Source organism: Brevibacillus centrosporus (assembly GCF_046622605.1).
Taxonomy (GTDB): domain Bacteria; phylum Bacillota; class Bacilli; order Brevibacillales; family Brevibacillaceae; genus Brevibacillus; species Brevibacillus centrosporus.
The window spans coordinates 2,246,487-2,266,134 of sequence record NZ_CP176856.1 but is presented as its reverse complement, the minus strand read 5'-3'; the positions used below and the strand labels follow the sequence as shown (position 1 = coordinate 2,266,134).

General features: G+C 51.4%; 16 protein-coding genes. 10 read left to right on the top strand and 6 right to left on the bottom strand.

Annotated elements, in window-relative coordinates:
* Positions 1-158 precede the first annotated feature (158 nt).
* The 3 genes from ACLIN2_RS11610 to ACLIN2_RS11600 all read left to right on the top strand — a co-directional run bounded on the left by ACLIN2_RS11610 (position 159) and on the right by ACLIN2_RS11600 (position 3,737).
* The gene (locus ACLIN2_RS11610; protein ID WP_411504099.1) at positions 159-1,520 is read left to right on the top strand and encodes a hypothetical protein; all 1,362 of its coding nucleotides are present in this window, start codon (positions 159-161) and stop codon (positions 1,518-1,520) included.
* Positions 1,521-1,663: 143 nt separating this feature from the next.
* Positions 1,664-2,779, top strand: a complete 1,116-nt coding sequence (locus tag ACLIN2_RS11605; protein ID WP_411504098.1) for a flavin-containing monooxygenase — start codon at positions 1,664-1,666, stop codon at positions 2,777-2,779.
* Positions 2,748-3,737, top strand: coding sequence for a cation diffusion facilitator family transporter (locus tag ACLIN2_RS11600; protein ID WP_400582183.1), 990 nt, complete (start codon positions 2,748-2,750; stop codon positions 3,735-3,737). The genes ACLIN2_RS11605 and ACLIN2_RS11600 overlap by 32 nt, the downstream gene beginning before the upstream one ends.
* 53 nt (positions 3,738-3,790) lie before the next feature.
* On the opposite strand, the gene acsA is transcribed toward ACLIN2_RS11600, so the two are convergent.
* Positions 3,791-5,506 carry an acetate--CoA ligase gene (gene acsA, locus ACLIN2_RS11595; protein WP_400582184.1) on the bottom strand — a complete coding sequence of 572 codons (1,716 nt, stop codon included), beginning with the start codon at positions 5,504-5,506 and terminating at the stop codon, positions 3,791-3,793.
* Positions 5,507-5,670: 164 nt separating this feature from the next.
* Here acsA and ACLIN2_RS11590 point away from each other — a divergent pair, with 164 nt between their 5' ends.
* The 7 genes from ACLIN2_RS11590 to ACLIN2_RS11560 all read left to right on the top strand — a co-directional run bounded on the left by ACLIN2_RS11590 (position 5,671) and on the right by ACLIN2_RS11560 (position 12,519).
* Positions 5,671-6,576: a metallophosphoesterase gene (locus tag ACLIN2_RS11590; RefSeq protein ID WP_092267949.1), complete on the top strand. Its 906-nt coding sequence runs from the start codon at positions 5,671-5,673 to the stop codon at positions 6,574-6,576.
* A 38-nt stretch (positions 6,577-6,614) separates the two neighbouring features.
* Complete coding sequence (locus ACLIN2_RS11585) at positions 6,615-7,634, top strand: PucR family transcriptional regulator (protein WP_411504097.1); 1,020 nt, start codon at positions 6,615-6,617, stop codon at positions 7,632-7,634.
* Positions 7,635-7,744: 110 nt separating this feature from the next.
* On the top strand, positions 7,745-8,860 hold the full coding sequence (locus tag ACLIN2_RS11580; protein WP_411504096.1) for an ABC transporter ATP-binding protein: 1,116 nt from the start codon (positions 7,745-7,747) through the stop codon (positions 8,858-8,860).
* A gap of 129 nt (positions 8,861-8,989) precedes the next feature.
* A complete protein-coding gene (locus ACLIN2_RS11575; RefSeq protein ID WP_411504095.1) occupies positions 8,990-9,763 on the top strand; it encodes a Cof-type HAD-IIB family hydrolase in 774 nt (257 codons plus the stop codon).
* Between the two features lie 22 nt (positions 9,764-9,785).
* Positions 9,786-10,433, top strand: a complete 648-nt coding sequence (locus tag ACLIN2_RS11570; protein ID WP_400582187.1) for a trimeric intracellular cation channel family protein — start codon at positions 9,786-9,788, stop codon at positions 10,431-10,433.
* 69 nt (positions 10,434-10,502) lie between these two features.
* A complete protein-coding gene (locus ACLIN2_RS11565; RefSeq protein ID WP_411504094.1) occupies positions 10,503-11,900 on the top strand; it encodes a S8 family peptidase in 1,398 nt (465 codons plus the stop codon).
* Positions 11,901-11,925: 25 nt separating this feature from the next.
* Entirely contained in the window at positions 11,926-12,519 is a 594-nt protein-coding gene (locus tag ACLIN2_RS11560) for an NAD(P)H-dependent oxidoreductase (RefSeq protein WP_092267945.1), read from the top strand.
* Positions 12,520-12,635: 116 nt separating this feature from the next.
* Here the strand turns inward: ACLIN2_RS11560 and ACLIN2_RS11555 are convergent, their stop codons facing one another.
* The 5 genes from ACLIN2_RS11555 to ACLIN2_RS11535 form a co-directional block, all read right to left on the bottom strand.
* Positions 12,636-13,148, bottom strand: a complete 513-nt coding sequence (locus ACLIN2_RS11555) for a DUF3907 family protein (RefSeq protein ID WP_092267944.1) — start codon at positions 13,146-13,148, stop codon at positions 12,636-12,638.
* 94 nt (positions 13,149-13,242) lie between these two features.
* Positions 13,243-14,418 (bottom strand): ABC transporter permease, encoded by a 1,176-nt coding sequence (locus tag ACLIN2_RS11550; protein ID WP_411504093.1) that lies wholly within the window; start codon positions 14,416-14,418, stop codon positions 13,243-13,245.
* On the bottom strand, positions 14,411-15,601 hold the full coding sequence (locus ACLIN2_RS11545) for an HlyD family secretion protein (RefSeq protein ID WP_411504092.1): 1,191 nt from the start codon (positions 15,599-15,601) through the stop codon (positions 14,411-14,413). Before ACLIN2_RS11545 ends, ACLIN2_RS11550 begins: the two co-directional genes overlap by 8 nt.
* A 39-nt stretch (positions 15,602-15,640) precedes the next feature.
* The gene (locus ACLIN2_RS11540) at positions 15,641-16,222 is read right to left on the bottom strand and encodes a TetR/AcrR family transcriptional regulator (RefSeq protein WP_092267941.1); all 582 of its coding nucleotides are present in this window, start codon (positions 16,220-16,222) and stop codon (positions 15,641-15,643) included.
* Positions 16,223-16,447: 225 nt separating this feature from the next.
* Positions 16,448-19,648, bottom strand: a complete 3,201-nt coding sequence (locus ACLIN2_RS11535; protein ID WP_411504091.1) for a BTAD domain-containing putative transcriptional regulator — start codon at positions 19,646-19,648, stop codon at positions 16,448-16,450.

Sequence of the window (19,648 nt, the reverse complement as noted above, 5' to 3'; positions counted from 1 at the left end):
ATCCTTCCATCCTTTTTATTCCAGTTCCAATCCTTTATAATAGAAGTACCAACTCTCGTCCATCCGGAAAGGAGGTGGGTCCCCCAAAAAGCCGCTCACATGATTTGACGTAACCGTGTCCGGAGCACCTACTCTCTAGACGAATGGAGGCGTCACGCATGAACCATCCTGATTTCCGCAATCTGTTAGCCTGCATGGACGACGTCACGTCCGCTGCCATGGACGAAAACACGGGTCCAGCAGATCCTGCCGAGTACCACTCTCTGTACGGGCGTTTGCAAGATGCTGCCGACACCCTCCCGCCGCTTTATCGCGTACATGTTTATGAACCGTTTATGCTAGCCGTGGACAAGCTTTCCGAGGCTGGATTTAACAGCATGCTTAGCCGCGATCCTCGAATAGAACGGGAGGCAGGGTTGTTTTTGGATATTGCCCACGCCATTCTCCAAAACAGTGAAGCGTACGAACGTGAAGCAACTGATGCCTTTCAGGAAGTAGTCAGCGATTTGTACGACGGCTTTTTAAGTGAGGAAGACAGGAAAGGAATCAAGCCACCAGATGAAAGCCTGATCGCTCCTCTCGTGAAATGGGGACGCCCCCAGTTTGGACCCTATACCTGGACGGCTGAAGCTGCCGCCCATTTTGACATCAAAACAGGAATTGTCAACCTCCCTCCGGCCAACGCTCGGCATGGTTTGTTGGCGTGGTCAGCGCTTGGCCACGAGACAGCCGGACATGACATCCTGCACGCGGACAAAGGATTGCTCGCCGAGCTGCAGCATCATGTTTACGACGCTTTGGCTGATGAGCTGTCCAATTCTACTTTAGCCAACTACTGGGCACTGCGTATCGATGAGACCGCCTCGGATGTCCTCGGCATTTTAAATACAGGCCCGGCCGCAGGCATCGGTTTGATCGGTTATTTCCGCGGATTGAACAAGGCATACACGGGTGTGCCCACTTTGCGCAACACGGGTCCACAAAACGATCCTCACCCAGCAGATATTCTTCGAGGCTACCTAGCCGCCGAGACCGTTCGCCTCCTCCAGTTCGACAATGCCACCGAGTGGGCGGAAGCCTTAGAGGAAGAAACAGATAAAGACCACTCAGGAATTCTTCTCGGAAGGACCTCCTTAGATGTAGAGACTGCCAAAAAGTCAGCGGCGATTGTCGCTCGCACCATTACCAATGCACGATTAAATAGTCTGGAGGGGCATGCCCTCGGCCAAATTCAAAACTGGCAGAATCACGATGAAAAAATCGTTCAGGATATCCGCACACATTTGTCCGAATCACAAGCTGTTCACGATTGCGTCGTTTCAGGCATGTATGCCGCACATGTCGTCGCGGCTGCGGTCACGTCATCCATTGCGGGTGAAGTCCCCATTTCCGATGCCTTTCCCCGTATGACTGCCTTGCTGAAAACGATGCACGATGCCAACCCTTCTTGGGGACCATTGTATGTTCGGCATCGTGGAGATCTATCGCCACACCGTGCTTATTCTCGTACCGCTAGCTAGTGTTTCACTTTCATTCCGAAAAGCCGTTGTCTTTTGCGTGACGGCTTTTTTTGCTGTTCAAATAAACATTCAAATGATTACTTGAATATTGTATTGTATCTGGTATGATTTAGGAAAATACAGTCAAGAAAGAGGAGATACACATGACTGACTACGACGTGATCGTGATTGGCGCAGGCCAAGCGGGGTTATCCATCGGGTACTACCTTCAGCGACGTAAGCTTTCCTTTGTCATTCTGGAAAAAAATGATCGTGTCGGTACAAGCTGGCGCGAACGTTACGACTCTTTGGTCCTTTTCACTCCACGTGCTTTTAATGATTTGCCTGGACTCCCCTTTCCCGGAGATCGACATGGATTTCCAGACAAAAATGAAGCGGCTCATTATTTGGAAATGTATGCCCACTACCATTCATTCCCCATCCGGCTAGGTGTGGAAGTCCTGCGCCTAGAAAACCAGGGAGGGAGCTATCAGGTGCACACGCAGGAACAGGTTTTTCGCGCACGGTCGGTAGTTGTCGCGACTGGTCCTTTTCAAGAGCCGTATTGGCCTTCTCTGCATGCCCAAGCTGGGAAGGAGATCGCGCAATGGCATACGGCCACCTTTCGAAATGGGCGGCAGGTCGACCCAGGCACCGTACTTGTTGTTGGCGGAGGGAATTCAGGCATCCAAATCGCGACTGAGCTGGCTCAAGAGCATTCCGTTTTTTTATCCATCGGGCAGTCACGAACCCATCTGCCGCTTTCCATATTGGGTAAAACTATTTTTTATTACCTTCGCTCACTGGGCGTGCTCACCGCTCCTTCCTCTTCCTGGCTCGGAAGGCTTTACCGCTCATTGCCTGACCCCATTTTCGGATACAAAAAAGAGCTTCGGCAGCTGCAACGTGCAGGCAAACTAAAAATAGCACCACGAACCGTATCCCTGTCAGGCTGTACCGCTGCTTTTGAAGATGGCAGCACCGCTGACTTTTCAACGATCATTTGGGCAACGGGCTATCGCCCCAACTATGCATGGCTGGACGTACCCGGTGCATGCAACGAGCTAGGCCGCCCTTTCCATCAAAAAGGCGTCTCCCCAGTTCCCGGACTGTTTTTTCTGGGATTGCCGTGGCAGCGCAACCGGCTGTCTGCCTTGATGGGCGGCGTTGGCCATGACGCGGCTATACTGACAAACGAAATTGTAGACTTTCTTCGCACGGAAACTGTTTCTATAGGAGGCACGATGTATGGGACACCACCATCACGATCACTCTCATGATCATAGTCACCATCACCATGGCAGAGGTGCCAGCAAAAAGGCTCTGCTTGTATCCCTCTGCATCATCACGCTTTTTTTGATTGTAGAAATTATCGGAGGCTTCTTCACGAACAGCTTGGCGCTCCTATCCGATGCAGGCCATATGCTCAGCGACGCCTCGGCTCTTTTGCTCAGCTTGATTGCCCTTCACTTTGCTTCGCGCCCACCATCTGCCCAGAAGACGTTTGGGATGCACCGCTTTGAAATTTTGGCTGCCTTGATCAACGGTGTCACGCTCGTCGTGATTTCCCTGATCATCATCTGGGAAGCCTACCAGCGCCTCCTCGCACCGCCTGAGGTCGCCAGTGGAACCATGATTATCATTGCGACTGTCGGGTTGTTGGCGAACGTCGCAGCTGCCTTTGTCCTCATGCGTGGAGACTACAAGGAAAATATGAATGTCAGAAGCGCCTATCTGCACGTCCTCGGTGACATGCTGGGTTCCATCGGCGCTATTCTTGGCGGAATTTTGATGTGGTCATTTGGCTGGTATATCGCCGATCCCCTGATCAGTGTAGTCGTCGCCATCCTCATCATGCTCAGCGCTTGGCGGGTTACGAAGGAATCCGTCCATATCCTACTGGAAGGAGCCCCAAGCCGACTTGACACCACCGAAATCGCAGGAAGGCTGCAGCAGCTGGAAGGTGTCACTGCGGTACATGACTTGCATGTGTGGACCGTTACTTCCGGCTTCGAATCCCTCACCTGCCATTTAATCGCAGCGGACGATTTGCCTAGCTATCCGATATTGGCACAGGCTCTCCAGGTATTGGAGCATGATTTTGGGATCACGCACGCGACGATCCAAATCGAGAATTCTTCCGTCCAGCACGACCGACTTCATTGTGAAGAAAGCCCTCATCAGAAGGACCATGAAGCGCACAATCACGCGCATACTTGTCAGGGACACGAGCATTAGCGAAAAAAAACCATCTACCTGTTGATAGGAGATGGTTTTTGCTTGTTCTGTTATTAGTCTTCCATGGTAGACAGGTCGCCTGTCGGCAAGCCCAGCTCCCATGCTTTCAAGACGCGGCGCATGATTTTACCGGAGCGCGTCTTCGGCAGCTTGTCGCGGAATTCGATCTCACGCGGCGCAGCATGCGCAGCCAGACCTTCCTTCACAAACTTGCGGATTTCCTCCATCAGTTCATCGGTAGGCTCATAACCGGCACGCAGCGCGATGAAAGCTTTGATGATTTCCCCACGAACAGGGTCCGGTTTACCGATCACACCTGCTTCCGCTACAGCTGGATGCTCGACCAGCTTGCTTTCTACCTCAAACGGGCCAACGCGCTCACCCGATGTATTGATCACATCATCAATACGTCCTTGGAACCAGAAATAACCTTCTTCATCCTTGTAGGCAGAGTCGCCAGAAACGTACCAGCCCGGGATGTGGAAATACTCCTGATATTTCGCAGGGTTGTTCCAGATTTGACGCATCATTGCTGGCCAGCCGACTTTGACAGCCAAATTCCCCATGCGGTTTGGCGGCAGCTCATTGCCTTGGTCGTCGATGATGGATGCGTAGACACCCGGAATCGGTTTGCCCATCGAGCCAGGCTTGATCGCCATGGATTTGTAGTTACAGATCAACTGGCCACCTGTCTCCGTCATCCACCATGTATCGTGAATGCGATGGTTGAATACACGCATGCCCCAATACACAACCTCTGGATTGAGTGGTTCACCGACGCTCAAAACGTGACGCAGGTTGGAGAAATCGTATTTTTTGACCAGCTCATCCCCTGCTCCCATCAGCATACGGAAGGAAGTCGGTGCGCTGTACCAAACGCTGACTTTGTACTTTTCTACCGTTTCGTACCAGGATTCCGGTGTGAAACGTCCCCCGCGGACAACGTTTGTCACACCATTCAGCCAAGGGGCAAAGATCCCGTAGGCAGTACCCGTTACCCAGCCTGGATCGGCTGTGCACCAGTAGATGTCGTCCTCCTGCAGATCCAGTACCCATTTTCCTGTTTGATAGTGCTGGATCATGGCATTGTGCACGTGCAAGACACCTTTGGGTTTCCCCGTAGATCCAGACGTATAATGCAGGATCATTCCGTCTTCACGATCCACCCATTCGATTTCAAAATCGGAGGAGGCTTCTGCCATCGCTGCTTCGAAGCTGATTTGTCCTTCTGGCAGCTCGTCTTTGGAGCCTACAACGATTACGTGCTTCAAAGCAGGCAGTTCGTTCACCGGAATGCGAGGCAGCAGCGCAGGTGTGGTGATGATCGCAACAGCTTCACTGTTTTCCAGACGATCGCGCACAGCTGCTTCCATGAACGCCTCGAACAGAGGCCCTACGATTGCTCCTACTTTTAACGTCCCTAAAACGCTTACATAAAGCTCTGGCGTACGAGGCATGAAGACGAATACGCGGTCTCCTTTTGCAATTCCCAGCCCGCGCAGGACGTTCCCGAATTTATTGGACAGCTCGCTAAGCTGTGCATACGTGTACGTTTCATCCCGAGTCAAATCACTGTATATGAGAGCGGTTTTGTCTTTACGATCAGTCAATACATGGCGGTCAATGGCTTCGTACGCCATGTTTACTTTTCCTGTCTCGTGCCAAGAGAATTGTTTTTCCACTTCAGCCCAATCAAAGTTCGCGTAGACTTCGTCGTAATTGCCCAGGTTAAACCGGCCTTCCGTAGCCGGAATTTTTTCCACGTTCATACTTTCACTCTCCTAGACTCCAATGGATTCTTTTTCATTCAACTTTCATAATATTTCTGCACTTCTTCGTAAATTCCTTCTGCCAGTAACCTACTTATTCGAAGATCGTGCAAATCTAGTATAATGAGCGGTACTCACACCCAAGAAGGAGATGGCACCCGGAAATGATATGGTTGTTCCTTGCCGTAGCTATCGCCCTGTTATTCATTCGCGCTTACCGCAATACATTTGACGTTCATACCAATTATGTATCCGTCCCGCTTCAGCCTTCCCGCAGACTCCCTGATCCCGCGGATTGGGAGCCGTTGTCTATCTTGCACTTATCTGATTTGCACATGGAAAATATCTCTGTGGAAGCATCCAGAGTCGTCGAAGATTTTTCCGATCGTCAGCTCGATCTCATTGCGATCACCGGAGATCTGTTAGACCGTCAAAAAAACATTCCGAAGGCGATTCACTATGTGAAAACGGTGATGACGCTGCAGCCTGCTCTCGGCACCTACGTCGTTTTCGGCAATCACGATTACGTACTGCCAGCCTCCAAGCTCGCCCTCCTGAAAACGGAGCTAGAGCGCATTGGCTGCAAGGTACTCATCAACCAGCATGTAACGGTTTCCCATCGCGGAAACCCACTGCACATCATCGGAGTAGACAACTTCTCAACAGGACACTGCAAGCTAGGCAAGTCTTTTGAGCACGTACCCATGACAGGGGCAAGACTGGTGCTCACCCATGATCCAAACGTGGTCCTGCACATGAAGGACTACTCGTACGACTACTTGCTTTCCGGTCACTTCCACGGAGGGCAGATTCACTGGCCGCGCCCGTTTCACCTCGCGAAAATGGGAAAGCTGCCTAAGCTGAACATGGTAGTGGGGCTGCATCACGTGGATGGGCGCCCTTTTTACATCAGTGAAGGTCTGGGGCAGACTGGGCTCAATATCCGCTTGCGTTCGCGGCCGGAAATCACCCTGCACACCATGGCAGGCTCAGCCTATTTCCCCCACGGACAAAATGCACCCTTCGCCACTTCTATGCAGGAAGCTTCTGCCACGCTCGCCCTTGACTGAGGTATAATGCAAGAAAAGGGCGAGGAGAGAGCGCTTGCATGGAACAATGGATGAACTACGCTGAACAGATTCGTCAAGAAACTGGTTTGCCTATTATTTGTGTTCAGACCTCTCGTGTATCTGTCGACCAGCTCCTGCTTGAGCACCAAGAGCGCGGGTGGGAGCTTTCGGCCATTACGGAGGACGACTCGGGCGCGGTTTGGCTTATTTTCATTGAGAGTCTCTCCTGGCATGAATCAGCAAGGGCTTTGCTCCGTCTTTTTTTCACCCCGCAAGCCACTAGAACAGGCGGATCCGTAATCAATCAGGTCTCCGCCTGGTTACATAGCATTTGTCATGGCTCACCGATCTCTCCCCCAGCTCGCCTCGAACAGCTTTGGTCCTGGCGTGAGCCGCGCGCTGTTTTTCTCATGGAGCATTCCAGATGGGAGAGCGTATTTGAGTGGCAAACCCTCCAGCCCTTGCTCCAAGACTTTTTCAAAGGAGAGGATTCCTCTTTTCTTGGAATCCCGCTTGGTCGCTCCTATTATTTGCTTCTCGTCCCCATCTCCATCCTTGGAAATCAAAACGATCCGGAAGATTTACTGGAGTGGGCATCCGGGCTGCATGATCTCGTTTCGACCGAGCAGATGGAGCATGTCCGCCTTTTGGTGAGCAGAACGATCTCGACGCCGCTTTTGCTCGGAAAAGCGCTGCAAGAGCTTCTCTCCCTGTCCCACGCCTTGACCACTTTTCGTCCTCGGACCATGGTTGCCGGCTCCTGGCAATATCCGTTAGAGCAATGGGCAGCAGCCTTGCCATCCGAGACGAGACTCGAGCTTTTGCGCAGCCTTCCTCCCTTCATCACCGCTCATACCTTAAACGCAGAACAGATCGAGACACTGGAGACGCTGTTTCACTGCCAGTGGAACATCAGCGATACGGCCCGCCAGCTGTATGTGCATCGCAATACCCTTCTCTACCGCTTGGACAAGCTGACAGAGCAAACGGGACTTGACCCGCGACAGTTTCCACATGCCATCCTTTTCCGGCTATTGCTGCTTTTTCGGCAAAATTGACCAAACAATTCGTGCAATTTTACCGTGGAGCCATCTGCCATGACTTGGTACCCTTGTGGTAGAACCTCATCCATGATTGTCTTCACGCTGCTTGGGAGGTATCCACGATTATGGCAAAAGTAACCTTAAACCACATTTACAAAAAATACGGCAACAACGTAACCGCAGTAGATAACTTTCATCTGGAAATTCAGGATCGGGAATTCCTCGTCCTCGTCGGTCCGTCTGGATGCGGGAAATCGACGACCCTGCGCATGATTGCTGGCTTGGAGGAAATATCGGAAGGCGACATGTACATCGGAGAAAAACGCGTCAACGACGTCGCCCCAAAAGATCGGGATATCGCCATGGTATTCCAAAGCTATGCCCTCTATCCTCACATGAATGTGTATGAGAACATGGCTTTCGGGCTGAAGCTGCGCAAATTTTCCAAATCGGATATCGATGCACGCATTCAGGATGCTGCACGTATCCTCGATATTTCCCACTTGCTCGACCGCAAGCCAAAAGCGCTGTCCGGTGGTCAACGCCAGCGGGTAGCATTGGGCCGTGCAATCGTGCGTGAGCCACAGGTTTTTCTCATGGATGAACCGCTGTCCAACCTGGATGCCAAGCTGCGGGTTCAAATGCGCACGGAAATTTTGAAGCTCCACCAGCGCCTGAACACCACGATCATCTACGTTACTCATGATCAGACAGAGGCCATGACGATGGGAGATCGTATCGTTGTCATGAAAGATGGACTCATCCAACAGGTAGCGACACCGACTGAAATTTATAATCATCCGCTAAATCTGTTTGTCGCCAGCTTCATCGGCTCCCCTGCGATGAACTTCGTGAAGGGCAGTGTCGTCGAACGAGAGGGCCAGCTATTTTTCGAATCTGATCAGCTGATCGTGACCTTCCCGACAGACAAGGCCAAACAACTGCGTGAGCGAGGCTATGTTAACAAAAGCGTCATTTTCGGCATCCGCCCCGAAGACCTGTACAGTGACGCGCAATTTATCGAAGCGAATCCATTTGACAGCTTCCTTGAAGCAGATGTGGATGTCGTCGAAAATATGGGCTCGGAGCTGTACGTTTATTTCCATAATATAGCCCAGACACAAATGGTTGCTCGTGTAGATGCCAGAGAAGGCCTGAAGCCCCGTATGAAGGTAAAACTGGGAATGGATTTGTCCAAATGCCACGTATTTGACAGCGATACTGAACTGGCTGTATTCTAATAGCAAAGTGAAGGTGGAATGTCTTTTTTCCGACATTCCCTTTTCTATTTTTTACGATCAAATCTTTTGGATCAGGCACGATTTTCCTGGTTCTTGGATTATACAGAGAAAGAGTGGAGAGGAAAGAAAATGGCGTATAAAATTGTCTTTTTTGACATTGACGGTACCCTGCTCAATACGAAGCATGCCATACCTGCAGCAACCTTCGAAGCCGTGCAGCGCCTGAAGGATAAAGGCGTCCAGATTGCCATTGCCACGGGGCGTTCGCCTTATCACTTGTCGAACATCGCTAATCAGCTGGGCATCGATACCTTTGTCAGCTTTAACGGCTCTTATGTGGTAAGTAAAGGCAACGTGATCGCACACACGCCTTTTTCTACAGAGACTTTGGCGAAGCTTGAGGGAATGGCAGACGGAAACCAGCATCCCATGGTGTTCCTCAGTGCAGACAGCTGCTATGCAAACGTCAGCGATCATCCGTACGTCATCGAATCGTTTGATTCCTTGCGCCTGCCTGCTCCGGCTCATCGTCACCGCTACTGGGCGGAAGCACCTATTTATCAAGCATTTCTTTATTGCAATGCGGATGAAGAGGAGCCGTATGTCGATCGTTTCCATGAGGTTTCCTATGTACGCTGGCACAAGCAAGTTCTGGACGTCTTGCCGCCTAACGGTTCGAAGGCAAAAGGCATTGAAGCTGCCCTGCGCCATTTTGGCTACAGCCCGGACGAAGCTGTCGCGTTTGGAGACGGACTGAACGACAAAGAGATGCTCGCCTATGTCGGAATGGGAATCGCGATGGGGAATGCCCACGAGGAGCTCAAACCATTTGCGAACCGCATTACCCGGCACGTCGATGAGGACGGCATTCATCATGGATTATTACAACTAGGGCTGATTTAGTAGGAAGGATGTAGGAAAAAGCATGTCTTGGGAATGGTTTAATATTATTGGAACGGTCGCATTCGTGATCAGCGGCGCTGTCATCGCGATGGAGGAAGAATACGATCTTCTCGGGGTTATCGTCTTGGGGATGGCTACCGCTTTTGGTGGAGGAATTTTGCGCAACATCTTGCTGGGAATCCCGCTTACTGCTTTTTGGAATCAAGGCACATTGTTTACTATCGCACTTGTATCTATGCTCATCGTCTTTGTCCTCCCCCACAAATATATTGGCTATTGGAACCGATGGGGACTGTTTTTCGATGCTGTCGGGCTTTCCGCTTTTGCGATTCAGGGGGCGATGTATGCAACTCAAATGAATTATCCCCTCAGCGCAACGATCGTCGCTGCTGTTTTGACCGGTATCGGCGGCGGGATTATCCGCGATGTGCTTGCAGGACGTAAGCCACTCGTGTTCAAGGAAGAAATCTATGCGGTTTGGGCCATGGTGGCTGGTGTCGCGGTCGGCTTAAAATGGGCGACATCAATTCCAGAGCTGTATGCATTGTTCTCTGCTATCATCGGGTGCAGAATGGTTTCTGTCTATCGGGGCTGGAAGCTTCCACGCCGTTCTCTGCGTCCTACCCCCACCCCCTCTTCTGCTCCACGACCTCTAAACAATCGAATGTAAGCTTTTACCTTCATAATCACTCTCTCGGTGTGCAGGCTATATCCATAAGCACATGAGGGAGTGATTATTTTGCGCTTTGCCCCGATTGTCGTCGCGGTCGCTTTGGTCGGGCTCGTCGTCGTTCCCTATCGCATGCAGCAAAATGCAGAGCAGGAAATGCGCGAGCCCCATCCTCGGGTCACTTCACTGAATGCCAGTATCCCGAGGATCAACTACATCGAACAAGTAAAAGACATACGCCGAGGCTTGGAGAAGCGCAGCCACATTCAGACGCTGCATCACAACCCTCGCGATCGGAGCCATTATATCGAGCATGAAGTCGTTGTTCGCTTTTCACCGCGCCCTGATCAGAAAACGATAGACAAAATGGTCGCTTCCCTCGATGCCAAAATCAAACGGGACTTTGACAAATTCATCATCATCAAATCACGCAGCCTCACTACCAAGCAGTTGATGAAGAAGCTGGCCGAGCATCCGGACTCCGTTTTTGCGGAGCCAAACTTTCTTCTGCTTCCGAACAGAACGCCGAACGATCCCTACTATACGGAGTACCAGTGGAACCTCCCGCTGATTGGAATGGAACAGAGCTGGGATGTCAGTGAAGGCAGCAGTGACGTCATTGTTGCTGTTGTCGATACAGGGGTAGACATGGAGCACCCAGAGTTTGAAGGCAAGCTCGTAGAGGGCTACAACGTTCTTGACGGCAGCAATAAGCCTCAGGATGACAATGGTCACGGTACACATGTCTCCGGAGTGATTGCGGCCAAAACAAACAACAAGGACGGCATTGCCGGGATGACCTGGAAAAGCAAGCTGATGCCCGTCAAAGCGATCGGTGCTGACGGCTCAGGCTCGGCTGTAGACATCGCGCAAGGCATTTACTGGGCAACGGATCACGGTGCCGATGTCATTAACCTGAGCGTAGGTAACTACACATCCTCAGCCGCTCTGAAGGAAGCGTGCAAGTACGCCTACGACAACAATGTCGTGCTGGTCGCGGCTTCCGGAAACGACGCATCTGATCAGCCGAGCTACCCTGCTGCCTATGACGAAGTGCTTTCCGTTGCTGCCGTTGATCACCTGAAGGAACGCGCCGATTTCTCCAATTTTGGGGACTATGTAGACGTTGCAGCACCCGGGGTCGATATCCCCAGCACCTACATTTACAGCGACTATGCCTCCCTGTCCGGGACGTCCATGGCATGTCCACATGTAGCCGCGCTGGCAGCGCTCGTACGCTCCGTGCATCCGGATATGAAATCCCATGACGTGATGGAGCTCATTCGCAGCTCTGCCCTCGATCTGGGGCCACCTGGACATGACCAGCTGTACGGATATGGGATGATCGACGTCAATCGAACATTAAGACAGCTGCATACGGAGCCAGCCCAATCCGAGCAAACCCCACCAACTTTTGGCGGCCTCCTCAACAAATTTTTACTGCGTCTTCGCTTTGGTTTTGAATGAAGGAACTTTTGGAGGAGGATGAGATATGAAGGCTTGCATCCTGTTTGCCCATGAAGGTGAATCCAGCTTTTGTCACGCGATTCTATCCCATGTTACCCAAGCGCTGGAGAAGCAAAATATCGAGTACAAGCTGCGCGATCTGTACAAGATGAACTTTCAGCCGGTGTTTCGTTCAGAGGATATGAAGCTGGTTGAGCAAGGTAGCGCTTCTCCCGATATTCTCGAAGAACAAACCATCATCTCCGAATCGGATCTGCTCGTTATGATCTATCCCGTATGGTGGTGGTCAACCCCTGCCATTTTAAAAGGATATATCGACCGCGTCTTTACAGATGGCTTTGCTTTTCATTACGAGGAAAAAGGTCCTGTCGGTTTGCTCGCGGGCAAGCAGGCCATGGTGTTTACAACGACTCGGGAAACGGCGAAAGAATTGGTTGGCAAAGGCATGGATGCGGTCATCGAAAAACAAATTGCCGAGGGCACCCTTGGGATGATTGGTTATCATGTCGACTATCATAACTTCGCTGCCGTCTCCCATATCGAGGAAGGAGCGCTCAGCAACATGCTTCGCCAGGTGGACGAGCGCATGCTGCACATCCGTCAGCCCGTAGGCGTGTAAGTCCGGTTACTTCCCTTCGCCTCAAGCGCTCAAAGCAATAGCCAGATAAACAGAAATGGATAGAGATTCAGTTGATGACTGAACCTCTATCCATTTTTTTTGCAGTCAGCTCGCACTTATGCCTGTGCTTGCTCCTTCTGCATCCGTTTTTTGGTGATATAATCCGTTTCGTAATATTGCAGATCATCTCGCATTTGCTCAAATACCTTGGACAGAGATAGCGTCAGCTGCTGCAGCTCAGGGGTGACCTGTTTGCGGAAAATAATAGCGTCTTGTCCGGTATAGGAATAGCGACCGTCTTCGTCATAGACCTCGCCTTTGGGGTAGTAGAAGTTATTGACACAGGTATGGTAGACCTGATACAAAACTTCTTCGGCAAACTCCTCATTGAATCGTGCTCGGCGAAGGGAAACCCCTAGCCTGTCGTACGCATTTTCGCAGTATACAAGTAAATGGCGCAGGTCAGAAAGATAGGTCCGATAGTAAGATTCGTACTCTTCCTTATCACCGGACTGGGAAACTAGGCTGGATAAGGTCACCTGGTTCAAATAGCGTTCCACTTCCATGCTTACCTTTTTCAACTTGGTGTACGTCTCTTCGCACAATTGTTTCAGATGAGTCGCTGACATAATGTCCCCCTTGCGTTGAAAATCTGCCTTTTTTAAGTAAGTATATAGGATAGATTCTTTACAACACAAGAGATTCTTTTCCTTTTTCCCCTTCTTAAACCGTTGCCGACTCGCCCACTTTTTCCGTTTTTTTCCTTGTCTGCACCAGGTAGATCACATAGGCTGCGAACAGGCCCAGCGCGGACATGAAGCATAAAATCAGGAGATCAGACGTGACTTGGGACAGCCCGTGTCCCTTCGTTAAAATTTCTCTGGTTCCATGTAAAAAATAGGTAAGCGGTAAAGATTTTCCAATCGCAGCCACTCCAGCTGGCATAGACATGAACGGCCACGTAAATCCGGAAAGCATAAAGGACGGAACCGCAATGAGCATAGCCATTTGGGTTGCCTGCAGCTGGTCTTTGGAGAAAAAGGAAATCGCAAAGCCGATCGACAGGACCGCCAAATTGAAGGCACTTGCGATGAGCATGAGATTGACCGTGCTACCGTAGTACGGGATGCCAAATACCTTCAGCAACAGCGTAAACCCGATAAACATATTGAGTGTTCCTGCCAGAAAATAAGGGAGCAGCTTGCTTATTGCTATTGACCAAAAGCTGTTCTTCTCCATCGTGCTTCGCCAGGTTCCCGCTTCTTTTTGTTGCGTCACGGAGATCGCAATGCCGAGAAACAGCACCTGCTGCAGAACGGTTCCTGCCAACCCGAAGACCATGAAGGACATGTAGCTAAAGGTCGGATTGTAAAGGACCCGATAGCGGTAATCGATCCCTGTGTACAGGTTTTTCCCCCCTTCTCCCCAACCCCCTTTTGCCTCCAGCTTTTTGAGGGTAGCACCGGCTGAGACCGTCTTAACTACGGTACTGGCAGTCCTTACAGCCGTGTTGGAGATCATCATGTTGCTACCGTCGATAACCGTCAGTACTTCTGCTGCTCGTCCCGCCTTCACGTTCTTTTCCAATTCTGCCGGGATGATCAAGGCGACGTTTGCCTGCCCCTGGTCAATCAGCCGCATCGCTTCCTCCTCGGTCCCGACAATGGAAGTGATCTGAAAGGTCTGATCGACCTCAAATGCACGGTACAGCTCCCGGCTCAGCTCTGTTTGATCCGCATCCACCATGACCGTCGGGATATGCATGACCTTTTTCTCACTGTACAAAAAGCCAAACAAGGTCAAATACATCAATGGAACGATGAAGATGATGTTCCGAATTGTTTTATTGGTAAAAAGGTTTTGCCATTCTGTCCAGAAGAGGCGGTAGAAGTTACTCACCGTTACCAGCCCCTTCAACGTTCCACTCGACCGTCAGGCCCGGACGCAGCTCTGTATCATCCACGATCAGTTTCACCTGGAAGGAACGAATATCTCGATCCCCTAATTCCTGTGTCGCTTTTTTCACCGCAAAATCCGCAGCAGGGGCAACCGTAACGACTTTTGCATCCACTTCCCGTTTCAATGCCGGTACGTACAATTTCACGGTATCTCCCGCTTTTACAGCGGACAGGCTGTACTCATCCACGTAAAACTTCACATAGTTATCTGCTTTGGACTGAATGGTCAACACGGTAAAGCCCTGTGCGACCAATTCGCCTTTTTGAACCGCTACCGATTTCACGACACCGTCAACAGGCGCAGTCAGCTTCGTGTTGTTCAAATACGCTTCGATCTCCGCCAAAGCCCCTTTTGCCTGCTGGACACCCGCTTCTGCAGATTTCACATCCAGCTCTTTCAAGCCGACCTGTCCGCGCGCTGCTACCGCCTGATTGTACGCCGCTTTCGCTTGATCCAGCTGGGCCTGTGCTGCATCTACCTGTTCGCGTCTGGCTCCCGACTGTGCCATATTCAGCGACTCTACAGCCGCTTTGTTCTCTGCAGTCGCTTGTTGATACTGCATGTCGGCTTCCTCCACTTTTACTTGGGGGACAGCCCCTTCTGCAAACAGCTTTTTCATCCGCTCCAGGTTGGTTGCCGCGATCTGCTTCGCTGTAGCTGTAGCCTGTACCTTCGCTTTCAGCTGAGCGACCTCTTCAGCCCGCGCACCATTTTTGTTTGCAGCCAATTGAGCAGCAGCGGAGTTTACTTGCGCGCTTGCCTGATCCACCTGTGCATCGCTCGAGCTATCCGTCAGAGACACTCCCTTTTTCGCCTGCTCCAGCTTTACTTGCGCCAGACGATAGGCTGCCTCTGCCTGTTCTTTCTTTGCCAAAAGCTCCTCACTGTTCAGCGTGGCAACCAGCTGCCCTGCCTTGACCTCATCGCCCTCGGCGAGGGACAATTGCTCGATGGAGCCCCCCATTTTAAAGGACAAGTCGACTTCGGTTCCCTCAATGACACCTGCTATTTTATCCGCTCGCTGCCCGGAGACGTTTCCTACTCCCGGTCCAAATAATACGGTTCCCAATACTGCGATGCCGGCCGCAAAGCCAGCCACCCCGATCCATGCACGCTTGTTCATCTGTTTTCCCCTCTTTTGTGTATGTGTATTTCTTGTAGATTAGCAACGCTTATCCAAGATACCCGCCAGCATCGTCCGCAGCGTCTCCCGAACTGCATCCGTATTTAGCGGCTCCTTCCGAAACTGTTTGCGCAAAACGGTGAATCCGATCATGCCAAACAGAGCCGAAGCCAAAGTCCGTATCTCCACATCTGCTCGAATATATCCTTTTTGCTGCAAATCGGTCATGTAGGTCTCCATGGTGGTAAAATACCCGGTCAACAGACTTCCGACCAACTGATCTCGTTGTTCGTCACCCGTAAAGAAGCTCAGCAATAAGAAGCAAAGCTCCTGATTTTCGGAAAAGAAGCGAAGATGCTCATCCAACACACTCATCATGCGGTCTTCCAGTGATAGATCTTCCTTTTGCATGACACTGTCTACATGGTAAATCAGCATCTTCACGCCTTTTTCGATGACGTATAAAAACAGCTCCTCCTTGGTGGAAAAGTGGTAGTACAGCGTCCCTTTAGCAACCTGCGAGACTTCTGCGATCGTGTCCATCGAAGTTTCACTGAAGCCGTACTGAGCAAACGCAGTCAAAGCTCCCTGCGCAATCTGGTCTTTTTTGGATGAGGCCATCACTCCCATCTCCTTTCGTTTTTTGAACTGACTAGTCAGTACAAAAACAGTGTAATTTGCCTTCCTAGTTTTGTCAAGAGAGTCCCGCCTTATGTCTTACCACGTTATTTGTATTAGAAAACTTGGCTGCTCCAAGCCTTTTGACGCAGTCTTAGTTGCACTTATACTGGATAAGAATCTTATAAATTCTTACTGTACAAGAAAAAAGACCGCGTCGAGGCGGTCTTACTGGGTCATGATCTTTTGATACGTTTCCTGCGTAGCAAGCATGGGCGCAACCCCCAGCTGCTCCTGAAGCTTGGCCACACATTTTTCGTACCATCGAATAGCCTGCTTGCGATTATTCAATCGGTAGTAGGCTGTCATCAGCAGGCGGTAGGCTTCCTCCCAGCAGTCATCTACCTTCAGGATGGCCTCGCACCAGCGGATCACCCCTTCCAGGCGATTCTCCTCCAGCCTGATTTTCGCCAGTCTCTCGGCTCCCCGTAGGAACAAGGCTTGCAGCCGCTCTCTTTCCTCTACACACCAGTCGTCGTAGCGGCATTCCGGCAGATAGTCCCCCTGGTAATACCCTAGCCCTTTTTCGAGCAAAATCGCCGCCTGCACGGGGTCTGCTTCAGCGAAACCTAGCGTGACGAGCTTCTCGAATTCTTCGACATCGATGTGATAGCCGGAAGCGAGGTTAAATCCGTAGGAGCTGCCGTGCCTTTGGATGAAAAATGTTTCGGCTCTTGCTGCTCGGTTCGGCTCCAGCGCTTTATTCAAAGCATTTAATGCAACCTTGAAGTCCCGGATCGCCGACTCCTCGTCACTGTCTGCCCACAGGCGGTTCATAATCTCCTCTCGAGCGAGCAGATGCTGCCGTTTGGTGAGCAGGAGCTGAAACAACAGCTTGGCAGTACCGCGCTGCCATGCTTTTTCACTCAGTTCGTTTTCCCCAAGCCATACACGGAATTGCCCTAGTGTTTGTATGCGCAGTGTGTAGCCGGGGTGGAACGTCACGTTTTGCAGTCCGAGATCGTTCAGCAGCTGTGAAACGTAATCCGGTGATACTTGGCGCCGCTCCGCTTCGATGAGCACGGGCATCAGCTGCTGGACGTCCTGAGGTGTAAGCATCGTCGGACGTCTCAGCAAGAAGTGATACTCGCCAGACTGCATGAGTGACAAGGCTTGGGTCATGGCGGGTACGAATTTGTCCCATTCTTTGTTGCGATAGGCCAGATAGCTGATCCACAGCTGACTGGTAACGACACCATAGCTGTCACCGCATTTGCTCAGCCGCTCCACACAATCGGCGAAGACCTCTTGAGCCTCTCTGTCCTTTCCATAGGTCGCATAAGCAATCCCGATCGCCATACGAACCAAGCTGTTGAGCCAGTCGTCTCGCATCGCGTCCGTCTCCTGCTTGCCTCGCTCGCCGTATTGCAAGGCGAGATCAAGTGCTTTTTCCCTGCCGTACAGCAATGTGAGTCCCAGGAGCGTTTCCGATTTTCCACGCGTGGACTGCAGCTCCTCCATCATGCGCAGCCCTTTTTCGTACAGCAGGCGAATTTCTTCCGCTGGGAGCTGCTGGCTGATCAGAGCGGCATGCGCTTTTCGGACGTAGCCGTTCGCTTCCACAAAAGGAGAGTTCGCCGCTCTGCCCAGCTCAATCGCCGTTTCAGCCGCTTGCCAGCCGCGCTCCCAGTCTCCGTTCAAGGCGTACACAAACGAAAGAAGAAGGGAAGTCTCCCGGTACGAACGTGTCAGCTTCGGGTGCTTCTTTCTCTCGTCCAAAGACTTGTTCTCCAGCAGTTGGATGGAGGATTGCAGTCGCCCGGTGCGAAACAGTAGCCGTGATTCGAGCTCCACCTCTGTCAACTGCTCCAGCTCTTGGCTTTTTCCATACCATTCTGCAGCCTGTTTTGCGTCCCCGCGATTGGTGTATATCTCGGCAAGCACCCGGTACAGTCTAGGAGCCGTTTCCTGCCCTTGTTCCGCCGGAGGAAGAAGCTCAATCGCCTGCTTCAGCAAGGTCTCCGCACGATCTCCGCCCTGAACGCTGTCGAGGTGTACACGTGCCATGCCCTCCAGGCCTCGGCATTGACCGATTAGATCATGCTTGGTCTGGCTTAGGTCGATAAAATGCTGGTACGACCCAAATGCATTTACGTAGTGGCAGCGGTAACGTTCTACCTCAGCCTGATAAAACCACAGCCAATGCTTTTCCTCTTTGATCGTGTCGGGCAAAAGCGTGATCCAGTGATACAAAACATCGAGCTTTCCGTCCATCAGTAATCGCTCGGATGCCTGATAGAGCCACTCTCCCAGCACATCCCATTTTTCTGCCAGCTGCAAATGCTCGAAGGCTTTCCCGTCTTCCCCTTTTCGTCGATACCAAAGGGCAGCCGCTTCGTTCACTTCCAAATACAGGTCACTATGGGAAGCCAGCTTACTTGCAAGCAGCCGGTGGAAGAGCGGATGGAAGAAATGCCGCCCTTGTGCATCCACGGAAATGAACAGATTGCCATCGTGCGCCTCTCTCAGATTCTTTACGCCTTCATTTCCGAGGACTTGGCGGCAATCCTCCTCTTCAAACTGTTCCAGCACAGCGCATTTCATTAAAAAGGTCTGTAAGGAGCCGTCCAGCTGACTCCATACCTCCGCGTCCAGCAAGTGAACCAACCGCGACAAGTCCCGTAAGCTTTCGGAAACGGAGGTCCCCATCGCCATTTTATCTCCCAAGAAACGTAGCGAGAGCACCCAGCCGCGTGAAACCTGCTCCACGCGGCTCCACTCCTCGTCCGAGAGCCAGACGTCGTACTCATCCTGAAAAAAGGCTTCGCTGTCATCCCTGGAAAACGTCAAATCGGCTGTATCCACTTCCAAGCAATCCCCTCGCGTTTTCCATAGCTCCATCTCTGTCCACGTCAGACGGGTTCGAGATAAAACCACCAGCTTGAAGCGATGGGGGAGCTGTCCAGCAAGCTTTCGAACGAACACGTCAACTGGACTGTCCTTTGGAATAAACTGAAACCCATCTAAAACAACAAAGTAGTCAGAATGCGCCTGCAGCTGCATCCATTCCCGAACGAACAACTCTGCCAACCGATGTGGCTCAAGCGCTTCGGTCTCTTCGGTCAGCTTTTGCATCAGCGATTCACCAAAGTGAGGCAATACACGCCGCACGCTCTCCACCAGCCCGTACAGAAATGCGGACAACACTTGATCCACCTCGGACAAGAAATACCAGCACGTTTCCCTCGCGGCATCATGTAAAAACGTAGCAACTGCCATGGTCTTTCCGTAGCCAGTGGCTGCGTGCACGACGCAAAACGGGACGTGATCCATCAGACGAAGCTTTTTCGCCAAAGTTGGACGCCTTAGCACGTATGGTTTTGGGGTGGGAGGGGTTATTTTTGTGATCGAGACCTGCGGTGTTTTCAT